Here is a 21,992-nt window from a genome sequence, read left to right on the forward strand (position 1 = left end):
GCCGCCGCCACCACCGCCGCCGCCGCCTTTGGACCCACCAAACAGGCCTCCCAGGCGTTGCTGCAGTTTCTTAAGGGCTTCATCAAGATCCGGAGGACCTTGATTATCGCCACCCCAAGGGTCGCGTGGCTTATTACCGCCACCCGGTTCATTCCAGGCCATGCTCTATCTCCTCAAACAGGAAGCGCGGCATTCTAGCAAAATCTCAAGCTAACCATGCGGCTAACTAGAAAACTCGCTACCGCGATTAGGCTCCATCCCGGGAAATCAATCTTTCCCAGTCCGAACGCGGCAAACGCACCTGAAGGTGCGCGCTGCCATCGTCGCCAAATTTTTCGTGCTCCACCGCACCCAACGCGTACAGCGCCGCGCGCAGCTTTGCCTGGTCAGGTCGCAGTTCTACGTCCTGTGCCAGTACATCTTCACCCAGTCGTTCGGCCAGGGCCTCCAAAATCAGGTCCAGACCCAATCCCTTCTCAGCGCTGACCCACACTCGGCAAGGTCGGCCTTCATCATCACGATCGATACGCGGCTGCATTTCCAGTAAGTCGATCTTGTTATAGATCTCCAGCACCGGCCGCTTATCCGCGCCAATTTCCTCGAGCACCGCGTGTACCTCACGGCGGTTGTCATCGCGGTCTTCACTCGCAGCGTCAACCACATGCAGCAAGAGATCAGCCTCTCGAGTTTCTTCAAGCGTTGCCTTGAATGCCTCCACTAGACCATGAGGCAATCTGGCAATAAAACCCACTGTGTCCGCAAGTACCACCGGCCCAAGATTATCCACCTCTAATCGGCGTAGCGTGGGGTCAAGCGTTGCAAACAACTTGTCAGCGGCATACACCTTTGAGCCAGTTAGAGTATTAAACAAGGTTGACTTGCCAGCGTTGGTGTAACCCACAAGCGCAACGGTTGATAGCTCTGCACGCTGTCGCGACTTGCGACCCTGTCCTCGTTGCCGTCGAACACGATCCAGCCGCGCACTAATAGCTTTGATACGCGCCCGCAGTAATCGACGGTCCGTCTCCAGCTGGGTCTCACCAGGCCCCCGCATGCCGATACCGCCCTTCTGGCGTTCAAGGTGCGTCCATCCGCGCACAAGGCGGGTGCTCATATGTCCCAACTGAGCCAGCTCAACCTGCAGCTTGCCTTCATGGGTGCGCGCGCGCTGCGCAAATATATCCAGAATGAGTCCCGTTCGATCAAGGACCCTCGTCTTCAGCTGCGCCTCAATATTACGCTCCTGACTGGGACTCAAACTGTGATTAAAAATCACCAGAGAGGCCTCTTGGGCGAGGAGAACCTCGCCAATTTCTTCCAGCTTGCCGCTGCCGACAAAACTCCGGGCCTTCGGTGTGCTTCGATGACCGGTTACCAACGCAACAGGATCGCCGCCCGCAGAGATCACCAAGGCCTCAAACTCTCGCGGATCAATACCGCCGCCATCATTATCCAGGCTGATATTAACGAGCACGGCGCGTTCGCCGCTATCGGGCCTATCAAAAAACATGGGGATTACAGCTTGTCTTAGCTATCTCACCGACCGGAGGTCGGCGAGATAAGGCGTTGCATTGTGCCGAAGGCTTAGCTCTCACCGTCTTCCTCTGGTGGGTTCTCCATAGGCATGCGAACCACACGCCCAGGAACCACAGTAGAAATTGCGTGCTTGTACACCATCTGGCTGACGGTGTTTTTCAGCAGAACAACAAATTGATCAAAAGACTCGATCTGGCCTTGCAGCTTAATGCCATTAACCAGATAGATAGATACCGGAACACGCTCTTTACGTAAGAGGTTCAGATAAGGGTCTTGTAGGGTATGCCCTTTAGACATGACACTATTCTCCTTTAGCCACAGGGGCTGTTTGGGGCTCAAGTCGAGCCAAAAAAAACCAAGAGTACGACCTGGGGTCGTGTGTGTAAGGGCATTTATCCCCGGAAGGGGCTTAGGCGCAACACACTGTCGTACAGCTTACTACATGGGGTTATACGTTAGGTAATTCAAGAGCAGATCTGATGGATCGGTGTTCTTGGCGATAATAAGGTCATTTTCGGCCAAATCACTCTGACTAACCACGCCCGAGGCATCGGTGTGTATCCACCGTAAGCCCGGCCACTTGCGCAGCCAGGTAAATTGTCGCTTGGCAAGCTGCCTCGTGGCAATGATTCCACGCTCCTGTGCGTCCTCAAGGGAACACGCCCCATCGAGGTACGACCATAGCTGTCGGTATCCTACGGCGCGGATCGCGGGCAAGCCGGCATGCAGGTCTTTACGTTCCCGCAGGCTTCGGACTTCGTCGAGAAACCCAGAATTCATCATTTCACGGAACCGCGTCTCTATACGAGCATGCAGTACCTGCCGCTCCGCCGGCGCTATCGCAATGGCCAGTGCATCCGCCATATACGGGGGAGATGCTTGATCCTGGTCGTGGAAATACGTCAGGGTCTTGCCCGTTAGTCGGTATACCTCCAGCGCTCGGGACAAGCGCTGGGAATGATTAGGGTGTATACGCGCCGCTGACTCAGGGTCAACCTGCGCCAGCTCACGATGTACGGCGGGCCAACCATCCTGCGCTGCAATGGACGCGATTTCGTCCCGCACAGCTCCGTCGGCCCCTGGCATAGACGCCAGCCCCTGCAAAAGCGCGCTGTAGTAGAGCATTGTGCCGCCAACCAGGATAGGGCGACGACCTCGACTGCGCACTGCGTCAATGGCATTTCGCGCATCTTCTACGAAACGTGCGGCTGAATACGCCTCACTGGGATCACAGATATCCATCAAATGATGAGGATAAAGCGGCTTCGCACTGCCAATATCAAGACCCCGATACACCAAAGCGGAATCAACGCTAATCAGCTCTCCATCCAGCGCTTCGGCAAGGGTAATAGCGAGATTTGTCTTACCCGAAGCCGTGGGCCCCATGATGCACAGCAAAGGAGCGTTCAAGTTAGCGTCCGCGAAGAAACAGGCGGTCCAATTCCTGCACACTCAACGCCGTCCAGGTAGGCCGACCATGGTTACACTGACCCGAGCGTTCGGTGATTTCCATGTCCCTTAGCAAGGCGTTCATCTCGGGCACGGTAAGCCTTCGATTCGCGCGCACCGAGCCATGACAGGCCATGGTAGATAGCAGCTCGTCTTCATGGCGGGATATGCGTTCAGAGGTACCGTACTCAAGAAGCTCTGCTAAAACGTCGCGCAAAAGCTCCTCTACATTAGCGCCTTGCAGCGAAACCGGAATCTCTCGAATCAGCAGACTTTCGTCGCCGGCGATATCCACTCCCAGCCCCAGACTCTGGAAAAGACTTGCATGCTCTTCCACCAAGATTGTTTCGCGACTACTCACAGACACGCTCTGGGGAACTAACAGGGGCTGACTGCGAATCCCCTGCTCATCCCTGGCCTGTTTGAGTCTCTCGTAGGTAATTCGCTCGTGCGCTGCATGCATATCCACCAACACCAAACCCTCTCGATTTTGCGCAAGGATATAGACGCCATGAAGCTGAGCCAGGGCGTAACCCAGCGGCGGTACGTCGGCAGCATCACCTTCGGCGACAGCCTGCTGGCTCTCAGCAGATCCATACAGCTGCTGGTAACTTGCAGCTGCCGCGCCGTCGAAGTTAGCCGCAGCCCCTCTGGCGGCCTGAAAGTCACCACGACTTCCATGACCGGAAAACACGGTGGCACTTCCAGAACCGGGCTCCACCAGCCCCATCTCCCGCTGACGTACAAGCTCTCCCGTGAGCAAATCAAGGCGACCTGCAGACGCCGATACAGGGGATGTTGAACGCTGCGTCGGCACAGAAGTATCGCTGGGTCGGATGTCGGCAAGCGCCTTGTGCAAGGTGCTGTATACGAAGCTATGCACACTGCGCCCATCGCGAAAGCGAACTTCATACTTGGTCGGATGAACATTCACATCCACTTCCGCAGGGTCCAGCTCCAGATATAAAACAAAGGCAGGATGTCGCCCCTGATAAAGAACATCGCTAAACGCTTGACGTACCGCATGCGCCACCAACTTATCGCGAATATAGCGTCCATTGACATAAAAGTGCTGCAAATCAGCCTGACTTCGAGAAAAGCTCGGCTGCGCAACCCATCCATGCAATCGCAGTTCCCCGGCATCGCGATCGATTGCTACCGCATTTTCCACAAAGCCGGCCCCACAAAGCACGGCAACCCGACGCAATCGATCTGCTTCATCTTCGCAGCGTCGCAGGTCCTGCAACTGACGCCCGTTGTGACGTAAGCCAAAGCTCACGTCAAAGCGCGACAACGCCAGGCGCTTGACCACATGATCCAGGTGATTGAATTCGGTACGCTCGGTGCGCAGAAACTTCCGCCGCGCAGGTGTGTTAAAAAAGAGGTCTCGCACTTCGACAGTGGTGCCTTGAGGGTGAGCAGCAGGTTTAAGCGTGACCTGCATATCCCGACCGGAACAGCTTGCAGACTGAGCGTTGCTGCCCGCCTCGGCGGTATTACTGGTTACGATCAGATGCGACACCGAGCCGATACTGGCCAGGGCCTCCCCGCGAAAACCAAAACTGCCCACCTGCTCAAGGTCATCCAGAGAAGCAATCTTACTGGTCGCATGGCGATCCAGCGCCAGTGGCAGGTCTTCAGCGCTAATGCCAAAACCATTATCCCGAACACGGATGAGCTTGGTACCCGCAGCCTCGATGTCAATGTCAACGCGCTGGGCTCCCGCATCAAGGCTATTTTCGAGCAATTCCTTGACCACAGATGCTGGGCGCTCAACCACCTCCCCGGCGGCAATTTGGTTAGCGAGGCGCGCGGGGAGGCGCTTTATAACGGGCATATTAATTGTCTGCTCTGTTCAACTAATTGGGAATGCGTAGCGTTTGGCCGACGAGAATTTTGCTGTTTCGTAAGTTATTGTAGTTCGACAGTAGATTAACGCTGACGTTGAAGCGGTGGGCAATACCCGAAAGCGTATCACCGCCGACAATGGTGTACTCCCGCTGGCCTTCATCACGCAGGTGCGCCAGCAGCGACCCCGGCGGCGGATGCGCTCGAAACCATTGCACAATCCCGGTATGAATCGCCTTGGCCATGCGCTGCCGGTAGCTGGCAGTCGCGAGCTTTTTGGCCTCTTCGGGATTTGAGATAAACCCGGTCTCCACCAATATCGAAGGCACATCCGGCGACTTGAGCACTGCAAACCCGGCCTGCTCTACCTGTTTTTTATGCAGCCGGGCGAATTGATTCATCTCGGCAAGTACGCTGGCGCCCACATTCAAGCTGCTATCTAAGGTCGCTGTCATAGAAAGATCCGCCAGAGTCATTGCCAGCGCGTCCTCTTTGTCACCAAGGCTTACACCCCCGAGGAGGTCAGCGGCGTTTTCCCGCTGAGCAAGATAACTGGCCGTGGTACTGGTGGCGCCGCGAGTAGAGAGCGCATAGACCGAAGCGCCCCGGGCGCGCTTATCGCGAAAAGCATCCGCATGCACGGAGACGAACATGTCCGCCTGCCGCTTTCGAGCAAGATCCCGACGACCCTTGAGACTGACATAATAGTCACCGCTGCGAATCAACGTTGGTGCGAAGCCAGGGTCTGCTTTAAAAAGACTATGCAGCTCCTTTGCGATCTCCAGCACCACTTGCTTTTCTCGCAGTCGACCAGGCCCTGACGCCCCGGGATCCTCGCCCCCGTGCCCGGCATCGATGGCAATGACGATGTCCCTACGATCAGTACTTCGAGCGCTCTTTTTAATCTGCGGCGCTGCGACCTCTGTCTCGAGATCGTACAGATCAATCACCAGACGATCATCCGCACGCTCCGAGGCTTTTAGGGCAAAACTGCGCGGCCGAACGGCTTTTCGCAAATCCAGTACCAGGCGTAAATCGTCTCCTTCCCGAACGCCACTACGGATCACCGAGATCGGTGTGTTCTCGAGTTCAAGGTTATCGATCCTGGCGATGAGCCGTGCGTCCGTAACATCGATTACCAGGCGTCTTGGATTTTCTAGTTCGAGCAAACGGTGCTCGGCAGGGCCTGATAAATCCAAGACCAAACGCGTGTGATCTGGAGCCCGCCACAAACGCAGATCCTTCACTTCCACAGAATTGGCGTGCAGCACCGATGGCTTTGCACACAGGAGCAGCACCAGCGCTAAAAAGGCGTGGCGGAAGGATCTCCCTGTGTACTTACAGTTAATGGTGATGATCTCCCGAGTTAAATCATGACTGGGACTCTTCGCCCCTCTTAGAGTTCAGCCGCGCAACACAGTCGGCGCCAATGTCGCTGTGCGACGTCATTTGTAAAATGCGTCCTGTCGCCGTGACGCTGAGTCTAATCTCCAGATCAGGGACGGGTAAAAAATTGCCCCCGCGCTCAGGCCACTCCACTACCACGAGTGCCTCGGCATCAAAGTAATCCCGGATCCCCATGTACTCCAGCTCTTCCGGGTCACCTAGGCGATAAAGGTCGAAGTGATACAGCGGTTTTTGCAAGTCAACATAGGGCTCCACCAAGGTATACGTGGGACTTTTTACCGCGCCCTCATGACCCAGGCCTCGCGCGACGCCCCGAGTCAGTGTGGTTTTACCCGCACCGAGCTCGCCCTGCAGATACAGCGAAGTACCTGGGGACATCTCCGCCGCCAGCGTACGCCCAAAATCCACCATCTCGGCTTCGGTAGCCAACTCGATTCGCAATGCCTCCGACACGACTGGCTTCACTCTATCAGCTCCGCAATACGGGGCATCAAGTCAGCTGCCAATAAGGCCCGCTCCCCGATATCGGCCGCCGCCCTGTCTCCGGCCTGAGCATGCAGCACCGTGGCCAAAGCAGCGGCGTGTTCACCCGACATCCCCTGAGCCAGCAGTCCTCCGGTAATGCCGCTCAAGACATCGCCCATACCCCCAGAGGCCATGCCAGGGTTACCGTCCACACAAAGCGCATGTCGCTTAGCGCCGACAAGCAAGCTCCCGTTGCCTTTTAGGATCACCGTAGCACCCCAGCTGCTAACAAGCTGCTGCGCCGCGGCAAAGCGATCGCTCTGTACGACGCCGACATCAACGTCCAAGAGACGCGCTGCCTCTCCCGGATGCGGTGTAATCACCGAACCCGAAGGCAGACGCTGCACGCCCTGCGTTGCCAGAAGGTTGAGCGCATCAGCGTCCAATAACAAAGGCTTGTCCACTTCTAGACAGGCGTGCAGTAATTGTTCTCCCCACACGTCCTGACCAAGACCTGGCCCGACTATTACCGCATCCGCCCAGTCAAGGAGTGGCATGAGAGCATTACGATGATCAATGGCAGTGGCCATGGCCTCGGGCCTGCGCGCCAATAACGCTGCGAGATGAGCCTCTCGCGTAGCCACCCTCACAAGGCCTACGCCGCTGCGCAGTGCAGCCTCCGCCGCAAGAATGATTGCCCCGCCCATACCGTGATCGCCGCCTATCACCAAGCAGCGTCCGAAATGGCCCTTATGAGCACCGGGCAAACGACTGGGTAGGGACTTAAGCTCCCTGTCCAGCTGAAGCACCTCGTAGGCGTCACCAGCCGCAGTATATGCGTCGCTGGGAACACCAAGGTCATCACAAAAACATGTCCCCGCAAATTCGGGGCCCGCCCCCGTGTAAAGACCGCGTTTAGCGGTAATAAAGCTCATGGTCCAGGATGCACGCACCGCAGCGCCGCAAACAGCACCTGTGTCGCTGTCAATTCCTGAAGGAACGTCCATAGACAACACCGGCGCCTGCATAGCATTTACCCGAGTAATAGCGTCGCGGTACTCCGAGCGCAGCTCGCCACTGATTCCCGTACCCAGCATGGCGTCTACAATAACGCCACGATCAAGCAAACAATCGGTCCTGTATTCATCCAATACCACGCCGGCAGATTCCGCGCGGGCTGCGGCAGCAACGGCATCCTTACTTCGGGGCGCACCGTCGATTAGCAGAACCTTCGTAGTGATGCCTCTCCCGCGTGCCAGCATTGCCAGCAAAAGGCCGTCCCCGCCGTTGTTACCCGGGCCACACAACACTTGCAGCAACTCTGGTTCAGGCTGACGCGCGATCAAAAGGTCAAATGCCGCCCGCGCAGCCCGCGCCATCAGCAGCGGCCCCGGGAGCCCATGGACATCGATCGCTTCACGATCAATCGCACGACTTTGCTCAGCGGTATACAGCTGTCCCGGCGAAATACTGCTCATTTTGAACACGCCTCTGGCACAATCATCAATATGGAAACGAAATACATACGCCGATTATACGGTCAGTGCGGCCAAAGGGCTGCAATCTGATGGATGAGAAAGCGCTTGCAAGCGACGGCGGCGATCTCGTGGAAGAAATTCGCGGCTGGGCGCGGGAACTGGGCTTTTCGCAACTCGGTGTCAGCGATATAGACCTTAGTGAGCACGAGGATCACCTGCAGCGCTGGCTCGCAGCGGGTTACCACGGAGAGATGCATTGGATGGCCAGCCATGGCGCAAAGCGCTCACGCCCGGAAGAACTGGTGCCCGGCACCTGCCGGGTCTTGTCGCTGCGCATGGATTACCTCAGCGACGGCGCTGAGCCTTTTGCTGTTTTGGGCGACCCAAACAAGGCCTACATAGCGCGCTACACTCTCGGCCGCGATTACCACAAACTGATCCGCAAACGCCTCGCGCAGCTGGCAAAACGCATTGAGCAACGCATGGGAGGCGGCCACTATCGCGCTTTTGTAGACAGTGCTCCGGTACTGGAACGCGCCCTGGCTGAGCGGGCAGGGCTTGGATGGATAGCCAAAAACACACTGTTGATCAGTCAAGAAGCCGGTTCCTGGTTTTTCCTCGGCGAGATTTACACAGACCTGCCGCTGCCACCGGACCCGCCCCAGAGCACAAAGCATTGCGGCAGCTGCCAGGCCTGCATCGATATCTGTCCCACGAATGCATTTGTTGAGCCCTTCGTCTTGGATGCCAGGCGGTGTATCTCCTACCTGACCATAGAACACAAAGGGAGTATTGACCCTGAACTGAGGCCATTGATGGGCAACCGAATCTTCGGTTGTGACGACTGCCAGCTGGTCTGTCCCTGGAACAAGTTTGCAGCACCCAGCGCAGAACCGGATTTTCAGCCACGACACTCTCTGGATGACCAGGGACTACTCGAACTTTTCGCCTGGGATGAAGCTACCTGGGCCACGCGCACTGAGGGCTCCGCCTTGCGACGGATCGGCTACGAACGCTGGCTGCGCAATCTTGCCATCGCGCTGGGGAACGCGCCTAGCACGACAGCCGTGATCGACGCGCTTAGACAACGTAAGGACTTCCCTTCAGAACTCGTGCAGGAGCATGTCCAGTGGGCGCTAGAACGCCACGGCGCCGAGTGATCGTCAGACTGAGTGCTTATTTAGGCGGGTCACAATTCAAAAAATGCGTCTGATAATGACGCAGCTCCTCGATAGAGTCGCGAATATCTTCCAGAGCCAAATGCACGCCACGCTTGTGCAAACTAGCGGCGACATCGGGTCTCCAGCGCTGGGCAAGGATTTTCAGGGTGCTCACATCAAGATTACGGTAGTGAAAGTAGCGTTCCAGTTCTGGCAGGTGTCGGGCCATAAAGCGTCTGTCCTGACAAATGCTATTGCCACACATGGGGGACGCCCCAGTCGGCACCCAGGACTCCAGGAACTCCATGCTCAGTCGTCCAGCCTCCTGCTCGTCGATGGTACTGGCTCGCACGCGATCGCAAAGACCAGAGTTACCGTGATGGGTGGTATTCCACTCGTCCATCGCCCCAAGCGTCGCATCTGACTGATGAATCGCGATTACAGGTCCCTCGGCAAGAGTATTTAGGTCACTGTCCGTCACGATTGTCGCAATCTCGATCACACGATCTGTGTCGGGATCGAGACCGGTCATTTCCAAGTCCACCCAGATGAGATTTCGTTTGTCGACCATCATTTAACTCACTATTTCAATGCAATGAAGTTTAACACGCGCTCGACAGTCCCTCGGCAGCACCCAATAATGTAGACGTGAGCAAACGAAAACTAAATCGGCGCCAGAACTGGCGCATCGAACGCAAGCAGCAAGAGCGCGCCGAACGCGCTGAGCGTTCTGGCACGCTGGGCGATGAAGCGCTCGCAGGGGGGCAGCTGGGTGGCGAGCAGCGAGGGAGGGTCATCGCCCGCTATGGCTCCCAAGCCGATATAGAGGGAGATGATCAGACCGTTCATCGCTGCCACCTTAGAACGCATCTGGGCTCTGTGGTTGCCGGAGATAAGGTGATTTTTTGTGCAGGCGAAGAAACCGGCGTAGTCGTGGCGCGGGAAGAGCGCAGCACGGAGCTGCAACGCCCTGACAAGTTCGGTAAATTACGCAGCGTCGCAGCCAACGTTGACCGAGTGATCATCGTTATTGCGCCATACCCCGAGCCTCACGGAGGACTGATCGACCGCTACCTCGTAGCTACAGAAAACCTTGGCGCAGAGGCGGTCATTTTGCTCAACAAGGCAGATTTGCTCGATGACTGGGCTCTGAGAGAATCCCTGGATATTCTTCTGGAACCTTACGCCCCGCTGGGCTACACGACGATTCGAGCACAGGGCAAGTTCGGCGCCATCGAAGAGCTCACCCAGCTACTGGCGGGACACACCAGCATCCTCGTCGGACAATCTGGCGTAGGCAAAACCACGCTCGTGAACGCCTTGCTCCCGGATGCGCAGCAACGGGTATCAGAGCTATCTCCGGATAAACAAAAAGGCCGGCATACCACGACTACGGCCCGTCTATTCGACGTCCCCGGCGGCGGCGCATTAATCGACTCGCCAGGTATTCGAGAGTTTGGTTTATGGCACATGAGTCGCGATGAGGTCGAAAACGGATTTCGGGAGTTTAGCGATCGCATCGGCCACTGCCGTTTTCGTGACTGCCACCACCAAAGCGAGCCCGGCTGCGCGCTCACCGAGGCTATAGACACCGGCGCTATTCACCCGGCGCGGCTGGACAGCTATCGCCGCATTATTGCTTCACTGGACCAGCAGCTACAGGGCTAGGGGTTGAAGGCCGGAGGGCCCTCGCTCACCGCGTCGTGACCTCTTGTGTGAGCGTCACAACTAACAAGAAAACATTGTGACGATTAAGCAGAAAGCTGCTGCCCCATACGCACACTTACACCCGGCAAACAATCTTCGTTCCAGGCCACAACGCCTTTGGGGAAAAGTAAGATAACCGTCGAACCGAGCAAAAATCGTCCCATTTCGCTGCCACGCCCAAGTAATACCGGAGCAGGGCTACTCGCATGATCCCAGCGTTCGATGCGTCGAGGCCGCGGTGCGACCTGCCCCGCCCAGACGGTTTCGATGCCGGCTACGATCATCGCACCCACCAACACCATAGCCATAGGCCCCCGGGGCGTATCGAAGTAGCTGATATGTCGCTCATTGCGGGCAAAAAGTCCGTCGATCGCTGCCGCGGTGGTGCCGTTAACTGAAAACAAGTCCCCGGGAACGTAACAGCTCGACTGTAACTGCCCGTCTAAAGGCATGTGTACCCGGTGATAATCTTTGGGTGACAGATAAATCGTCGCAAAGCTGCCGCCAGTAAACTGCTCTACGCGGTGCTGATCCCCGGCAAGCAAGGCATCCAAGGAATAGCTGCGACCCTTGGCCTGCATAACTCTCTGGCCGTCGATATCGCCTATTTCACTCACGGCACCATCGGCAGGACAAGCAATACCGCTGCTGCACAGTGGGCGCACGCCAGGCTTCAGAGCCCGGGTAAAGAACGCGTTAAAGCTTTCGTAGGCCTCAGGGAAAGGTCGTTCGGCTTCCGCAAGCTCAACACCGTAGTGACTGACAAACGCGCGTATCACACGGTTTTTTAGCCAGCGGGGGCCTTGGGCAGCCGCAACGCGGCCGACGAGTCGGGACAGCGCATGTTGGGGCAGCAAGCGCTGGAGCAAGATAAAGAATGTGTCCACGGCAGGTCAGAGGTTCTCCTCGGCAAATGCGGCAAGTCGAGATCTGACAATGCCATTCACGTGCATGATACCCGCATGGTCGTACGATTTGCTCCGCTCCACGAGATAAGTCAGTCCCGACGTCAAAGGTGAAATGTACTTGTTATCGATTTGCGCAAGATTGCCAAGCACGACTATCTTGGAATCCTCCCCTACCCGACTGATCACCGATTTGAGCTGGAACTGAGTCAGGCCCTGCGCCTCATCGATAATGATGTACGCATTGTTGAACGAGCGTCCGCGCATGAAGTTCAGCGATTTAAACTGAATGTTGGCGCGCTCTTTTACGTAATCGATACTGCCCGTGCAGGACTCATCTGAGCCGTGAAGAATCTCCAAATTATCGTCGAAGGCTGCGAGCCAGGGCGCCATTTTTTGTTCCTCCGTGCCCGGGAGAAAGCCAATATCCTCAGCAATGGGCGGCGTTGAGCGCGCGACGATAAGCTTGCTGTAGCGCCCCTCTTCGAGGATGGCGTGCAGACCATAGGCTAGCGCGATCAGTGTTTTCCCGGAGCCCGCCGGGCCGGTCATCACCGTCATATCAACGTCGTTATTAGCGATCAGCGACATCGCCATCGCCTGCTCGAGATTGCGGGGTGAAAGCCCCCAAAACCGACGATTCATCAGATTGTCCCGGCTATCGCAGCGCAGATACAGATGCTCCGCGTCCATACGGTGAACAAAAGCGATAAAATCACGGTCGTCGTACAGAAACATGTTGGGAAAGGCGTCAAGCACCGAGTCTCTGGGTACACGATGCAGCGTTAGGTTATCTTCGCGGATCGTATCCACCTCAGTGATCCCTGCCCAGAAATCGCCCTCGATGTGCTCATACCCCTTACAAAGCAGATCGATGTCATCAAGAACGCGATCGCGACGATAGTCTTCAACGTGACGCAGGCCAGACCCTTTGGCCTTGATTCGCATATTGATATCTTTGGTGACCAGACAAACAAAAGACCCCTCATTCTCTGCCTGCAACTTCAGGGCGACATTGATAATCCGATTGTCGTTGGCCTGATCCGGAGTCCCATCCAAGTACGGTATTTCGCTGTCATCCTTAATAAGCTGATCCGGGTAAATCGCCAGCGTTCCGCGAGTGCCACCGGCGTCAGCAGAAGGAATACCCACACCTTCTTGAATCGCTTGCGGTGATGCCGTATCGACAATCTTGTCGATGATATTGATAGCGATACGCGCCTCGCGGCTCACCGTTTTGTCTCGACGATCTTTAATATGATCCAACTCTTCTAATACGGTCATGGGAATGACGATGTGGTGTTCGTTGAACGCCGTCACTGCCGTCGGATCATGTAAGAGCACGTTGGTATCCAACACGTACACTTTCTTGGCCGGTTCCACGAGCGGTGTCAGGTCGTGCACATTGGAGCGGGATTCCATAAGCAATTCCTCAGAACGGGCTATCAAAGAGAGTCATATCGGTTGATATGAAGGGCGTAAAACAGGGTATGTATGCGGCAACACGGTGGCTGTGGTGGCCGTTCTTGCGACCGCTACGGCTGTGCGAGTACTTGGATCGCAAGGCCGCTTTACAGGCTCAGCAGGCCCAGGGGCAGTGCCAAGCTCGGCTGCTTGTAAATTCATTTGGCAAGGGAGGATGCGGACTATAACGGCGACAAGGGCTCCAGACACTCTTTGGGTGCCTTCAGTACCAAAAACACGCTGGGCTATGCGCCCGGTGTTTAGCTGACCACCATCTAAGGCTGGGGAGATCGCTGCGTCCACCTGAAGCTGGAAAACCACCCGATTATTAGCCCGGGCTGCAAACACTGTCAACGACCATCTATTGATTTACTGAATTTATCGCGATGCACCACAGCTTACTGCGTGCTACGGTCAACCCACGCGCCAAACTAGAGTTGTCTGCGGCGGTATCGGCCAAATTCATTTCACACGTCACTTAAACAGCTTTCACACTGACACCTGCGGGCATTTCCGCTAGCATAGCGCCCCTTTGATGCATGCAGGCCAGCCATAGCTTCCCGATGTTAGACCTAGATGCCCTTGCCCAGCTACGAGGGCTTAAAACTCAGATCGAATCCGAGAAGGAGCGCACCGAAGCTGTGCTTCGGGGAACCCCTGCGCGCTACGGATTCGCCCGCACCGACGACGGACGCGAAGTCTTTGTTCCACCGGATGAAATGCTTAAGGCATTTCCCGGGGACCGTGTGCGAGTCTGTCTACGCCCCGGCAAAGACAAACGGCCCATCGCCGAAATCGAAGGGCTCGTAGAAAGTTCCATCGCCGAATTTACCGGTCGCTGCGTGAGCAAGGGAAAGGCGATGTTCGTCGAACCTGATATTCCCGGCATGAGCCGATGGTTATTTCTACCGACTCAGGCTAGGAACGGCGCCAAGTCAGGCGACTATCTTCGCTGTGCGCTGCTTCGACATCCTATTCGCGATGGCAAACCGCAGGCCAAGGTGCTGGCAACAATTGGTGCGGCGGACGACCCTGGCATTGAGAACATTTACACCATGGCCAAATACGGCCTTGAAAGTGAATGGTCCGATACTGACAAACAGCAACTTAAAGAAGTCATAGCCACCTTGAATCCGGAGAATGACCCGGGGCGAGAAGACTTCTCTGATCTTGCGTTTGTGACGATCGATGCCGCCCGAACGCAAGACATTGATGATGCGCTCTATGCCGAAGTCACCAGCGATGGATGGCTTCTTTATGTGGCCATCGCTGACCCTACTTCCTATGTCGGCGCGGACTCACCCTTAAGAGCGACCGTCGCTGCTCGAGCGAGCAGCGCGTATTTCCATGGAGCTGTTGTGCCCATGCTGCCCGAGAGTATCTCTCAGCAACGCTGCGCGCTCACCGAGAACGAACTGCGACCTGCCCTGGTTTGCCGGGTTGCAATTGCGGAGGATGGCAGCGTTGGGGAATACAAATTCTTTGAGGCAAAAATCCGGTCCCGGGCCAAACTGTCCTACTTTGCGGTTGATCGATACCTCAGTGGTCACGATGAGTCGCTGATTTGTCACGCCACCCCGCTCGAGGCGCTCTATCAGGTATCCAAAGCACTCCGAGGGAAACGCGAGGCCAATGAGTTGGTTATGGAAGATCGCCAGGAGTTTCGCTGGCTGCTAAATGACCAGGGGAAAATCGAAAACATCGAACCTTGCGAGAAGTTGAGTTCCCAACGTTTGGTCGAAGAATGCATGGTCGCGACCAATCGCTGCGCTGCAGCACTGCTTGCAGAAGCTGGCGCCAGCGGTCCCTTCGTCGTGCATGATGGCTTTCGCAGGGATCGCCTGAAGGATCGCCAGAAGTTTCTAGAGCTCTATCTGTCCGATGCTGAGACCCTGGACCCGGACTCCCTGGAGGGTTACCGCGATCTGCTGCGCCAGCTTGCCGCGAGCGATCATGAGTTGCCTCTTCGCAGCATGGTTAATCGCTTACTCACTCGAGCCCGGCTATCAAAAAACCCCGGCGCGCATATGGGCATGTCTCTACCCCTTTACACCAATTGCACATCGCCCTTACGCAAGTATCTGGATTTTCTGGTTCACCTACAGATCAAAGCGACCTTGCGCGGTGAAACCGCAGCCATTTGTGAGCAACCAGAACTCGACAAACTTAACCAGAAGCTGCAAAAACTGCGTCAGATCAGTAACGAAGCAGAGCGCTGGCTGACGCTCGAATACCTCCAGCGTAAGGCCAAATCTGCGCCGGGCCCCTGGGCCGCGCACGTCTCGCATATGGGTAACCATGGCTTCCATGTCCGCCTGGACGATAGCGGACTAGAAGGATATGTCGACCTACGCAAAGCCGGCGAGAAGTTTAACTTTGATAAATGGACCGCGACGCAAAAGAGTAAAAATCGACACTTCAGAGTTAATACACCCGTAGCCGTTACGCTGACGGGTGCCGATGAAGAAACCGCGCATCTGCCACTGTTTAAGCTTGATGCAAACTCTGGGCGAAAGCTTGAAAATCCTGCCCCAGTCAGTGAGACAGCGACCCAGTAAGCAATCACTCAGCACCAGCGCTGCAAGCAGACGCGACACCTAAGACCTGAGCAAGGCAATACCTGAGTGCTAAAAGTGTGCGTTACCGGGCGTACGCGGAAACGGAATCGCATCCCGGACATTCTCCATGCCCGTGACATAGTTAATGAGCCGCTCGAAACCCAAGCCAAAGCCCGCGTGGGGGACAGTCCCGTAGCGGCGCAAATCCCGGTACCACCAGAGCTCATCGCGGAGCTGAGGATCCATACGCGCATCCAGCACATCAAGTCGCTCTTCGCGCTGGCTACCGCCAATGATTTCACCGATACCCGGTGCCAGTACATCCATTGCGGCAACGGTCTTTTCATCGTCGTTCAAGCGCATGTAAAACGCCTTGATCTCCCGGGGGTAGTTCATCAGAACCACCGGACGCCCCACATGCTGTTCGCAGAGAAAACGCTCGTGCTCGCTCGCCAGATCAACGCCCCACTCCACGGGATACTCAAATTTCTGACCACTGGCTTTCAAGATCTTGATCGCATCGCTGTAATCCATGCGTTCAAAGCTCTGGTCAACCATCGCGGTAAGACGCGACAGCACCGTATCGTCGATGCGCTGATTGAAAAAAGCCAAATCGTCTTCGCAGTCATTTAACACTCGGTTGAAGACATGCTTGAGCAAAGACTCTGCCAGATCCGCGTTATCCGCCAGGTCAGCAAAAGCCACCTCGGGCTCAATCATCCAGAATTCCGCGAGATGACGGCTCGTATTGCTGTTTTCAGCGCGAAACGTAGGACCAAAGGTGTAGACCTTGCCCATAGATAGACAATACGACTCCACCGCCAATTGGCCGCTCACTGTAAGGTAGGCATCACCACCAAAAAAGTCCTGCGCATAATCCACGCCGCCCTCGGCGGTTCGAGGGATATTGCTCATATCCAGCGTACTGACCCGGAAGAGTTCACCCGCTCCCTCGCAATCGCTACCGGTGATGATTGGAGTGTTCACCCAGTAAAAACCATTGTCATGAAAATAGCTGTGAATAGCATTCGCGAGGCTATGTCGCACCCGAGTAATGGCGCCAAAGGTATTTGTACGCGGACGTAGGTGAGCCTGTGTTCGCAAATACTCAAAGGTGTGCCGCTTCTTGGCGATCGGGTACGTCTCGGGATCGTCTATCCAACCCAGCACACGGAGCTCGCTGGCCTGAATCTCCACCTGCTGCCCCTTGCCTTGAGAAGGCACCAGCGTACCCCGCAACTCCACAGAACAGCCGGTGGTCAGCTGCAGAACCTCACTCTCGTAATTCTCCAGATCCGCCGGCACAACTGCTTGAATCGCATCAAACGACGAGCCGTCATGGATAGCCAGAAAAGATATACCGGCCTTTGAGTCACGCTTGCTGCGCAGCCAGCCGCGCACAGCCACCTCACCGCCAACACTGGGGTCAGTTCGCAATAAGTCCAGAACTCGTGAAAACGCTGTCATGCTATGCCTCCGCCGCAAAGGCGCGGAGGATAACCAAAGTACTCAAGAACCGCCATGCCGAAGACTGGATTAGAGCACGGCCGCTTGCTCCTCCCGGATGATACGCAACTGTATTCGGTAGCGGCGTTTTTCCACCTGAAAAGACGCTCTCTCTATCGCCCGGGAGATCAAACGCTCGGCCTCGTCGTCGTTTCCAAGCTCATGAGCTGCAAGGCCCTGACTGTAAATCAACAGGCTGTCATCGGGCTGCAGCGTCGTGGCACGCTCATAGTATTCATAAGCCGCAAGCCAATTTTCCTTGTCCATGGCGGCATCACCCAGGCTCGCGTGATAGTAAGGGTTTAAGTTGAGGTACCGCTCGAGACGGTCTTCCCAATAACTCTGCTCATGGTTACGGCCCTGAAGCTCATACAGGACCACCAGATTATTCATTGCCGAACGGTCACCATCGTCGATCTCCAAGGCGTGAAAATAGGCTTGCTCTGCCTCCGCATACTGGCCTGCGTACCGATAGATAGCCCCCAGATTGACCCACAACTGTGAAAATCCCGGCGCCTCTTCGAGCCCGCGCACCAGCTGCTGCCAAGCCTGCACCGGTCGGTCCACAGAAAGCGCATTCATAGCGAGATTGTTGTAATACAGGGCAAAGCCTTCTTCATCACGCATAAGTCGTGTGCCCGCCACCTCAGAGCGAGTTAAGGGATCGATATCGACCATATACTCTGTCGAGTCGCGCATTTTCACCTGCACATTTACATGTAATTGTACGGCAACCCGGTCACCCATACGGTGCCACTCCGGGCGCACCTCCAACCATTGATATTGCGCGTTGAGCCCCGCCTCTCTCGCCAAAGCGGTAAACAAATGTGCATAGCTAAGACAATTAGCACTGCCCCGGGTAAACGCATCGCGAGCCGTACCATCCGCGAAGGGGTCGTAATGCATGGCTAAAGCACCCTGCCCCTTAATAGCGCGGTGCAGTGCCATAAGTTTGTTGTGTGAATTATTAGCGTCCCCCGTGTACAGCTCCACGAAATCGCGCATCTCCTGCGTGACCATCAAGATTTCGGGATCACGCAAGTCCGGGCTCTGGGGGTCATAACTGTAGATACGACCGTCCAGCTTCAAAGGAGGAACGTCGCGAATGTCAAAGGCCCAATCAGGGGTATTGGCACATGCACCCAGCACAACCGCTATGGCGATCGTAATGGCCAATCGAGCCAGCATTTTGACTCGACGTTTTGTGCGTGTAACGCCCCTCAAGAGGGCGGGGACAACTAAACGAATATTAGCCCTGCGCAAATTGGTGTTTAGTGAATTCATCGACCAACGCCTCGACGTAATTCTGATCATCAACGCTAAAACGCGCGATGGATGGACTGTCGACATCCAAAACAGCGACGACTACCCCTTGCGCCCGCACGGGGACGACCAGCTCAGATCGCGAACGAACATCGCAAGCAATATGACCCGGAAAAGCATGAACATCATCGATACGCTGCGTGTCACCGGAGGCCACACAGGTGCCACATACCCCCCGCCCCACCGGAATCCGAACGCAAGCGGGCTCTCCCTGAAAAGGGCCCAGCACCAGCTGATCGCCCTGAAGCACGTAAAAGCCGATCCAGTTGATGTCAGGTAACAGAGTGTTAAGAAACGCAGCCGTGTTGGCCGCGTTGGCAATCAGATCCTGTTCGCCCGACAGAAGACCAGCCAGTTGTTGACGGGCTTCCAAGAGGGACAGACGCGGATCCGTGTCCATGTTCGCGTCAATAGCGGCGGCATCGTTCATACTTTGAGTATGGTACACCCTGCCCCGAACACCAAGTTACCGATTTGCCGCGATGACGCGCCTCAAACCTCGGCGCAGGGCGCACAACCAGGCCTGAAGAGCTCCTTAGCGCTCAACAGCATCCAAGCAGCCGCTTCGAGCTAGCCTTTATCAAGAGCCGCATGCAAAGCCACATACTGCTGCGTGAGTTTGTGCGAGGGGGCCAGATCAATAAGCGGTCGATGCAGGTAATGCGACTCTTTCATTTTGACCGAGCTGTTGAGGAAGCAGCTGATCACCGGATATCCCTCGGCTTCAAGCTCTGCAACCAACTCACCGGGTAATCTTGCCTGGCTATTGAACTGGTTAATCACGATACCTTCCACCGCGAGCTCACCATTGTGATCCTCCCGCAGTTCAGCAATGTTATCCATCAGCGCATACAGACTTTGTCGAGCAAAACTATCGCAATCAAAGGGTATCAAGACGCTATTTGCAGCGATCAGCGCCGATTTTGAGTAAAAATTGAAATTGGGCGGAGTATCGATGTAGATGCGATCATACTCATCTTCAAGCTTGAGAAGCGCATCACGGAGCTTGTAGATCTTATACCGCGCCTCGAGCTCACGCTCCAGCTCAGACAGCAGGGGACTGGAAGGCATGAGAAACAAGTTTTCGTAGGGGGTCTCCCAAACAAAGGCATCGGGGTTGCGACTCATACGCCGAGACCCCACCGTTTGCTTAAACAGGCCGGACACGCCCTGAGCTTCGGCGGGAAAAGCCTCAGCGTCGATTTCGCCCACCAGGTAATGCGTGGTATTACCCTGCACATCCAGGTCAATAACCAGTGTTTTACGACCCAGACTCGCATCGATGGCGGCAAGATTGCAGGTAATGCTGGTTTTACCCACGCCACCCTTCTGATTAAACACCACACGCTTCATGACAAACTCCCGCTCGAACACATGCCCGGCACAGGGCAGGGAGTGTAGCCAAGCCCGGGCACACTGTCAGCTGTAAGAACGCGCTTATGAGTACAAATCCGAGGTCGGTTGGTAGCCATTGTGCTATTTTCCCGCCGCGTACGAACATTCTTGCTGGAGACCACAATGAGCACTGACATACCCCGCGTTCAGTTACTGCTAACCGGTGACGAGTTGATGAGCGGGGACACCGTCGACTCCAATTCAGCAATGATCGCCAGGGAGCTAGCGGGACTGGGGCTCACGCCGTGCAGACGGGTGACTCTTGGCGATGATCGCGGCGCCCTTGCGCAGGAAATTGAAGCCCTTTGTGCGAACGCAGACGTACTCATCATCAATGGCGGGCTAGGGCCAACCATCGACGACTTAACGGCCGCAGTACTGGCCGAGGTCGCAGGCAGCGGACTGTGCGAGCATCCCGATGCGCTAAGCCACCTTAAGCAGTGGTGCGACAAGCGTCGCCTTGTACTTAACGCCGCAAATCGCAAGCAGGCCATGCTCCCCAATGGCTGCACCCTGATACCCAATCCCGTGGGCAGTGCCGTCGGGTTTTCACTGCTTCTCAACAACTGCCTCGTGCTGTGTACGCCCGGCGTGCCCGGAGAGCTGCGTGCGATGCTGCCGATCATTCTTGAGCGTCTCCGCGCGCGCTTTGGAATCACTCTGCAAAAAGACGTGCTGCGCCTCCAAACCTTCGGCCTGGGCGAATCCACAGCGCAACAGCTAGTCATGGACAACCACCCGGACTGGCCAGGCGAAGTCATTCTGAGCTTTCGTGCCGGAGCACCACAACTGGAAATCAAATTGAGTGTCCGGCGGGTCGAAGACATCCCCCTGCGCGACCGCTGTCGCGAGTGGCTGGACACTCTATTTGGTGATCACATCATCGGAGAAGGCGATACGCGCATCGCCGAAGCGGTTATTAATTTAGCCAGAGAGTCCGGTGTCACCATCAGCTGCGCAGAGTCCTGTACCGGCGGAATGATCGCTTCGATGCTCACTCAGATCGCCGGGGCTTCGGATGTATTTCCCGGGGGATTCGTCACCTACTCCAATTCTCTCAAACAGTCCGTGCTCGGCGTACAGGCGACCACCCTTGAGTCTCAGGGCGCGGTGAGCGAAGCCACCGTAAAAGAGATGGTCATCGGCGCCCTTGATGCGTCCGGCGCTGATCTGGCGGTAGCGGTTTCGGGTATCGCCGGGCCCGATGGCGGCAGTGACGGCAAGCCGGTGGGCACCGTATGGTTAGCTTGGGGGGACCGCCAGAATGTCGACACGGTTTGCCTATGCTGGCCTGTAGAGAGAGTGCTTTTTCAAACAATGGTGGCCGCGGCCGCACTGGACGTACTGCGTCGCCGACTTGCGGGGATCGACAAACAATCCAGCTACTTTGATCAACGGCGCCTGCGCTAGGCGCACAGCACTAGGGCTGCAGCTGCGACAAGTCCCAAGTACCCGCGGCATCATCCCGCAGGTAGCGAAAACGATCATGCAAGCGATGTTCACCGCCCTGCCAGAACTCTATGCGCTCGGGCTGAACACGGTACCCGCCCCAAAAATCCGGCACCGGCACGTCACCATCCGCAAACTTTTGCCGGAGCTTGCGCACCTCTTCTTCCAATAGCGCACGCTTGGCGATTGGCCGACTCTGACGCGAAGCCCAGGCGGCAATCTGGCTCTCCCGGGGCCGGGAGAGAAAATAGGTCGCCGACTCCGCAAGACTCATGCGCTTTGCAGTACCACCGACAATCACCTGTCGATCAAGCTCGTTCCAGGGAAACAGCAGTGAAACCT

Annotated in this window: 20 protein-coding genes; 4 read left to right on the forward strand and 16 right to left on the reverse strand. The window is 56.2% G+C overall.

The window, feature by feature from the left end:
- The 8 genes from ACI9KD_RS12475 to ACI9KD_RS12510 form a co-directional block, all read right to left on the reverse strand.
- Positions 1 to 162: protease modulator HflK N-terminal domain-containing protein (locus ACI9KD_RS12475; RefSeq protein ID WP_414981520.1), on the reverse strand; the 162-nt coding region annotated here is incomplete at its 3' end.
- Between the two features lie 85 nt (positions 163 to 247).
- Positions 248 to 1,510: a ribosome rescue GTPase HflX gene (hflX, locus tag ACI9KD_RS12480; protein ID WP_414981503.1), complete on the reverse strand. Its 1,263-nt coding sequence runs from the start codon at positions 1,508 to 1,510 to the stop codon at positions 248 to 250.
- 74 nt (positions 1,511 to 1,584) lie between these two features.
- Positions 1,585 to 1,833, reverse strand: a complete 249-nt coding sequence (gene hfq / locus ACI9KD_RS12485) for an RNA chaperone Hfq (RefSeq protein WP_414981504.1) — start codon at positions 1,831 to 1,833, stop codon at positions 1,585 to 1,587.
- Between the two features lie 141 nt (positions 1,834 to 1,974).
- Positions 1,975 to 2,946: a tRNA (adenosine(37)-N6)-dimethylallyltransferase MiaA gene (miaA, locus tag ACI9KD_RS12490; protein ID WP_414981505.1), complete on the reverse strand. Its 972-nt coding sequence runs from the start codon at positions 2,944 to 2,946 to the stop codon at positions 1,975 to 1,977.
- A gap of 1 nt (position 2,947) precedes the next feature.
- A complete protein-coding gene (gene mutL, locus ACI9KD_RS12495) occupies positions 2,948 to 4,822 on the reverse strand; it encodes a DNA mismatch repair endonuclease MutL (RefSeq protein WP_414981506.1) in 1,875 nt (624 codons plus the stop codon).
- 22 nt (positions 4,823 to 4,844) lie between these two features.
- On the reverse strand, positions 4,845 to 6,104 hold the full coding sequence (locus tag ACI9KD_RS12500) for an N-acetylmuramoyl-L-alanine amidase (protein ID WP_414981507.1): 1,260 nt from the start codon (positions 6,102 to 6,104) through the stop codon (positions 4,845 to 4,847).
- A 100-nt stretch (positions 6,105 to 6,204) separates the two neighbouring features.
- The gene (gene tsaE / locus ACI9KD_RS12505) at positions 6,205 to 6,705 is read right to left on the reverse strand and encodes a tRNA (adenosine(37)-N6)-threonylcarbamoyltransferase complex ATPase subunit type 1 TsaE (RefSeq protein ID WP_414981508.1); all 501 of its coding nucleotides are present in this window, start codon (positions 6,703 to 6,705) and stop codon (positions 6,205 to 6,207) included.
- Positions 6,702 to 8,183, reverse strand: coding sequence for an NAD(P)H-hydrate dehydratase (locus tag ACI9KD_RS12510; RefSeq protein ID WP_414981509.1), 1,482 nt, complete (start codon positions 8,181 to 8,183; stop codon positions 6,702 to 6,704). Before ACI9KD_RS12510 ends, tsaE begins: the two co-directional genes overlap by 4 nt.
- A gap of 89 nt (positions 8,184 to 8,272) precedes the next feature.
- Here ACI9KD_RS12510 and queG point away from each other — a divergent pair, with 89 nt between their 5' ends.
- A complete protein-coding gene (queG, locus tag ACI9KD_RS12515; protein ID WP_414981510.1) occupies positions 8,273 to 9,343 on the forward strand; it encodes a tRNA epoxyqueuosine(34) reductase QueG in 1,071 nt (356 codons plus the stop codon).
- 16 nt (positions 9,344 to 9,359) lie between these two features.
- On the opposite strand, the gene orn is transcribed toward queG, so the two are convergent.
- On the reverse strand, positions 9,360 to 9,914 hold the full coding sequence (gene orn / locus ACI9KD_RS12520) for an oligoribonuclease (protein WP_414981521.1): 555 nt from the start codon (positions 9,912 to 9,914) through the stop codon (positions 9,360 to 9,362).
- A gap of 77 nt (positions 9,915 to 9,991) precedes the next feature.
- Between orn and rsgA the strand changes: the two genes are divergently transcribed.
- Positions 9,992 to 11,011, forward strand: coding sequence for a small ribosomal subunit biogenesis GTPase RsgA (rsgA, locus tag ACI9KD_RS12525; RefSeq protein ID WP_414981511.1), 1,020 nt, complete (start codon positions 9,992 to 9,994; stop codon positions 11,009 to 11,011).
- Positions 11,012 to 11,094: 83 nt separating this feature from the next.
- Here rsgA and asd read toward each other — a convergent pair whose 3' ends face one another.
- Positions 11,095 to 11,937 carry an archaetidylserine decarboxylase gene (gene asd, locus ACI9KD_RS12530; RefSeq protein WP_414981512.1) on the reverse strand — a complete coding sequence of 281 codons (843 nt, stop codon included), beginning with the start codon at positions 11,935 to 11,937 and terminating at the stop codon, positions 11,095 to 11,097.
- Positions 11,938 to 11,943: 6 nt separating this feature from the next.
- Positions 11,944 to 13,377 carry a PhoH family protein gene (locus tag ACI9KD_RS12535; RefSeq protein ID WP_414981513.1) on the reverse strand — a complete coding sequence of 478 codons (1,434 nt, stop codon included), beginning with the start codon at positions 13,375 to 13,377 and terminating at the stop codon, positions 11,944 to 11,946.
- A 605-nt stretch (positions 13,378 to 13,982) separates the two neighbouring features.
- Between ACI9KD_RS12535 and ACI9KD_RS12540 the strand changes: the two genes are divergently transcribed.
- Complete coding sequence (locus ACI9KD_RS12540; protein ID WP_414981514.1) at positions 13,983 to 15,977, forward strand: VacB/RNase II family 3'-5' exoribonuclease; 1,995 nt, start codon at positions 13,983 to 13,985, stop codon at positions 15,975 to 15,977.
- Between the two features lie 69 nt (positions 15,978 to 16,046).
- On the opposite strand, the gene asnS is transcribed toward ACI9KD_RS12540, so the two are convergent.
- The 4 genes from asnS to ACI9KD_RS12560 form a co-directional block, all read right to left on the reverse strand.
- Positions 16,047 to 17,444, reverse strand: coding sequence for an asparagine--tRNA ligase (gene asnS, locus ACI9KD_RS12545; RefSeq protein WP_414981515.1), 1,398 nt, complete (start codon positions 17,442 to 17,444; stop codon positions 16,047 to 16,049).
- 69 nt (positions 17,445 to 17,513) lie between these two features.
- Entirely contained in the window at positions 17,514 to 18,671 is a 1,158-nt protein-coding gene (locus ACI9KD_RS12550; RefSeq protein ID WP_414981516.1) for a transglutaminase domain-containing protein, read from the reverse strand.
- A 61-nt stretch (positions 18,672 to 18,732) separates the two neighbouring features.
- Positions 18,733 to 19,206 carry a GAF domain-containing protein gene (locus ACI9KD_RS12555; RefSeq protein ID WP_414981522.1) on the reverse strand — a complete coding sequence of 158 codons (474 nt, stop codon included), beginning with the start codon at positions 19,204 to 19,206 and terminating at the stop codon, positions 18,733 to 18,735.
- 170 nt (positions 19,207 to 19,376) lie between these two features.
- Positions 19,377 to 20,159 carry a ParA family protein gene (locus tag ACI9KD_RS12560; RefSeq protein ID WP_414981517.1) on the reverse strand — a complete coding sequence of 261 codons (783 nt, stop codon included), beginning with the start codon at positions 20,157 to 20,159 and terminating at the stop codon, positions 19,377 to 19,379.
- Positions 20,160 to 20,324: 165 nt separating this feature from the next.
- Between ACI9KD_RS12560 and ACI9KD_RS12565 the strand changes: the two genes are divergently transcribed.
- Positions 20,325 to 21,611, forward strand: coding sequence for a CinA family nicotinamide mononucleotide deamidase-related protein (locus ACI9KD_RS12565; RefSeq protein ID WP_414981518.1), 1,287 nt, complete (start codon positions 20,325 to 20,327; stop codon positions 21,609 to 21,611).
- 10 nt (positions 21,612 to 21,621) lie between these two features.
- On the opposite strand, the gene ACI9KD_RS12570 is transcribed toward ACI9KD_RS12565, so the two are convergent.
- On the reverse strand, positions 21,622 to 21,992 hold a 371-nt coding region (locus ACI9KD_RS12570; protein WP_414981519.1), incomplete at its 5' end, for a pyridoxal 5'-phosphate synthase.

The organism is Congregibacter sp. (genome assembly GCF_047617445.1).
Classification (GTDB): domain Bacteria; phylum Pseudomonadota; class Gammaproteobacteria; order Pseudomonadales; family Halieaceae; genus Congregibacter.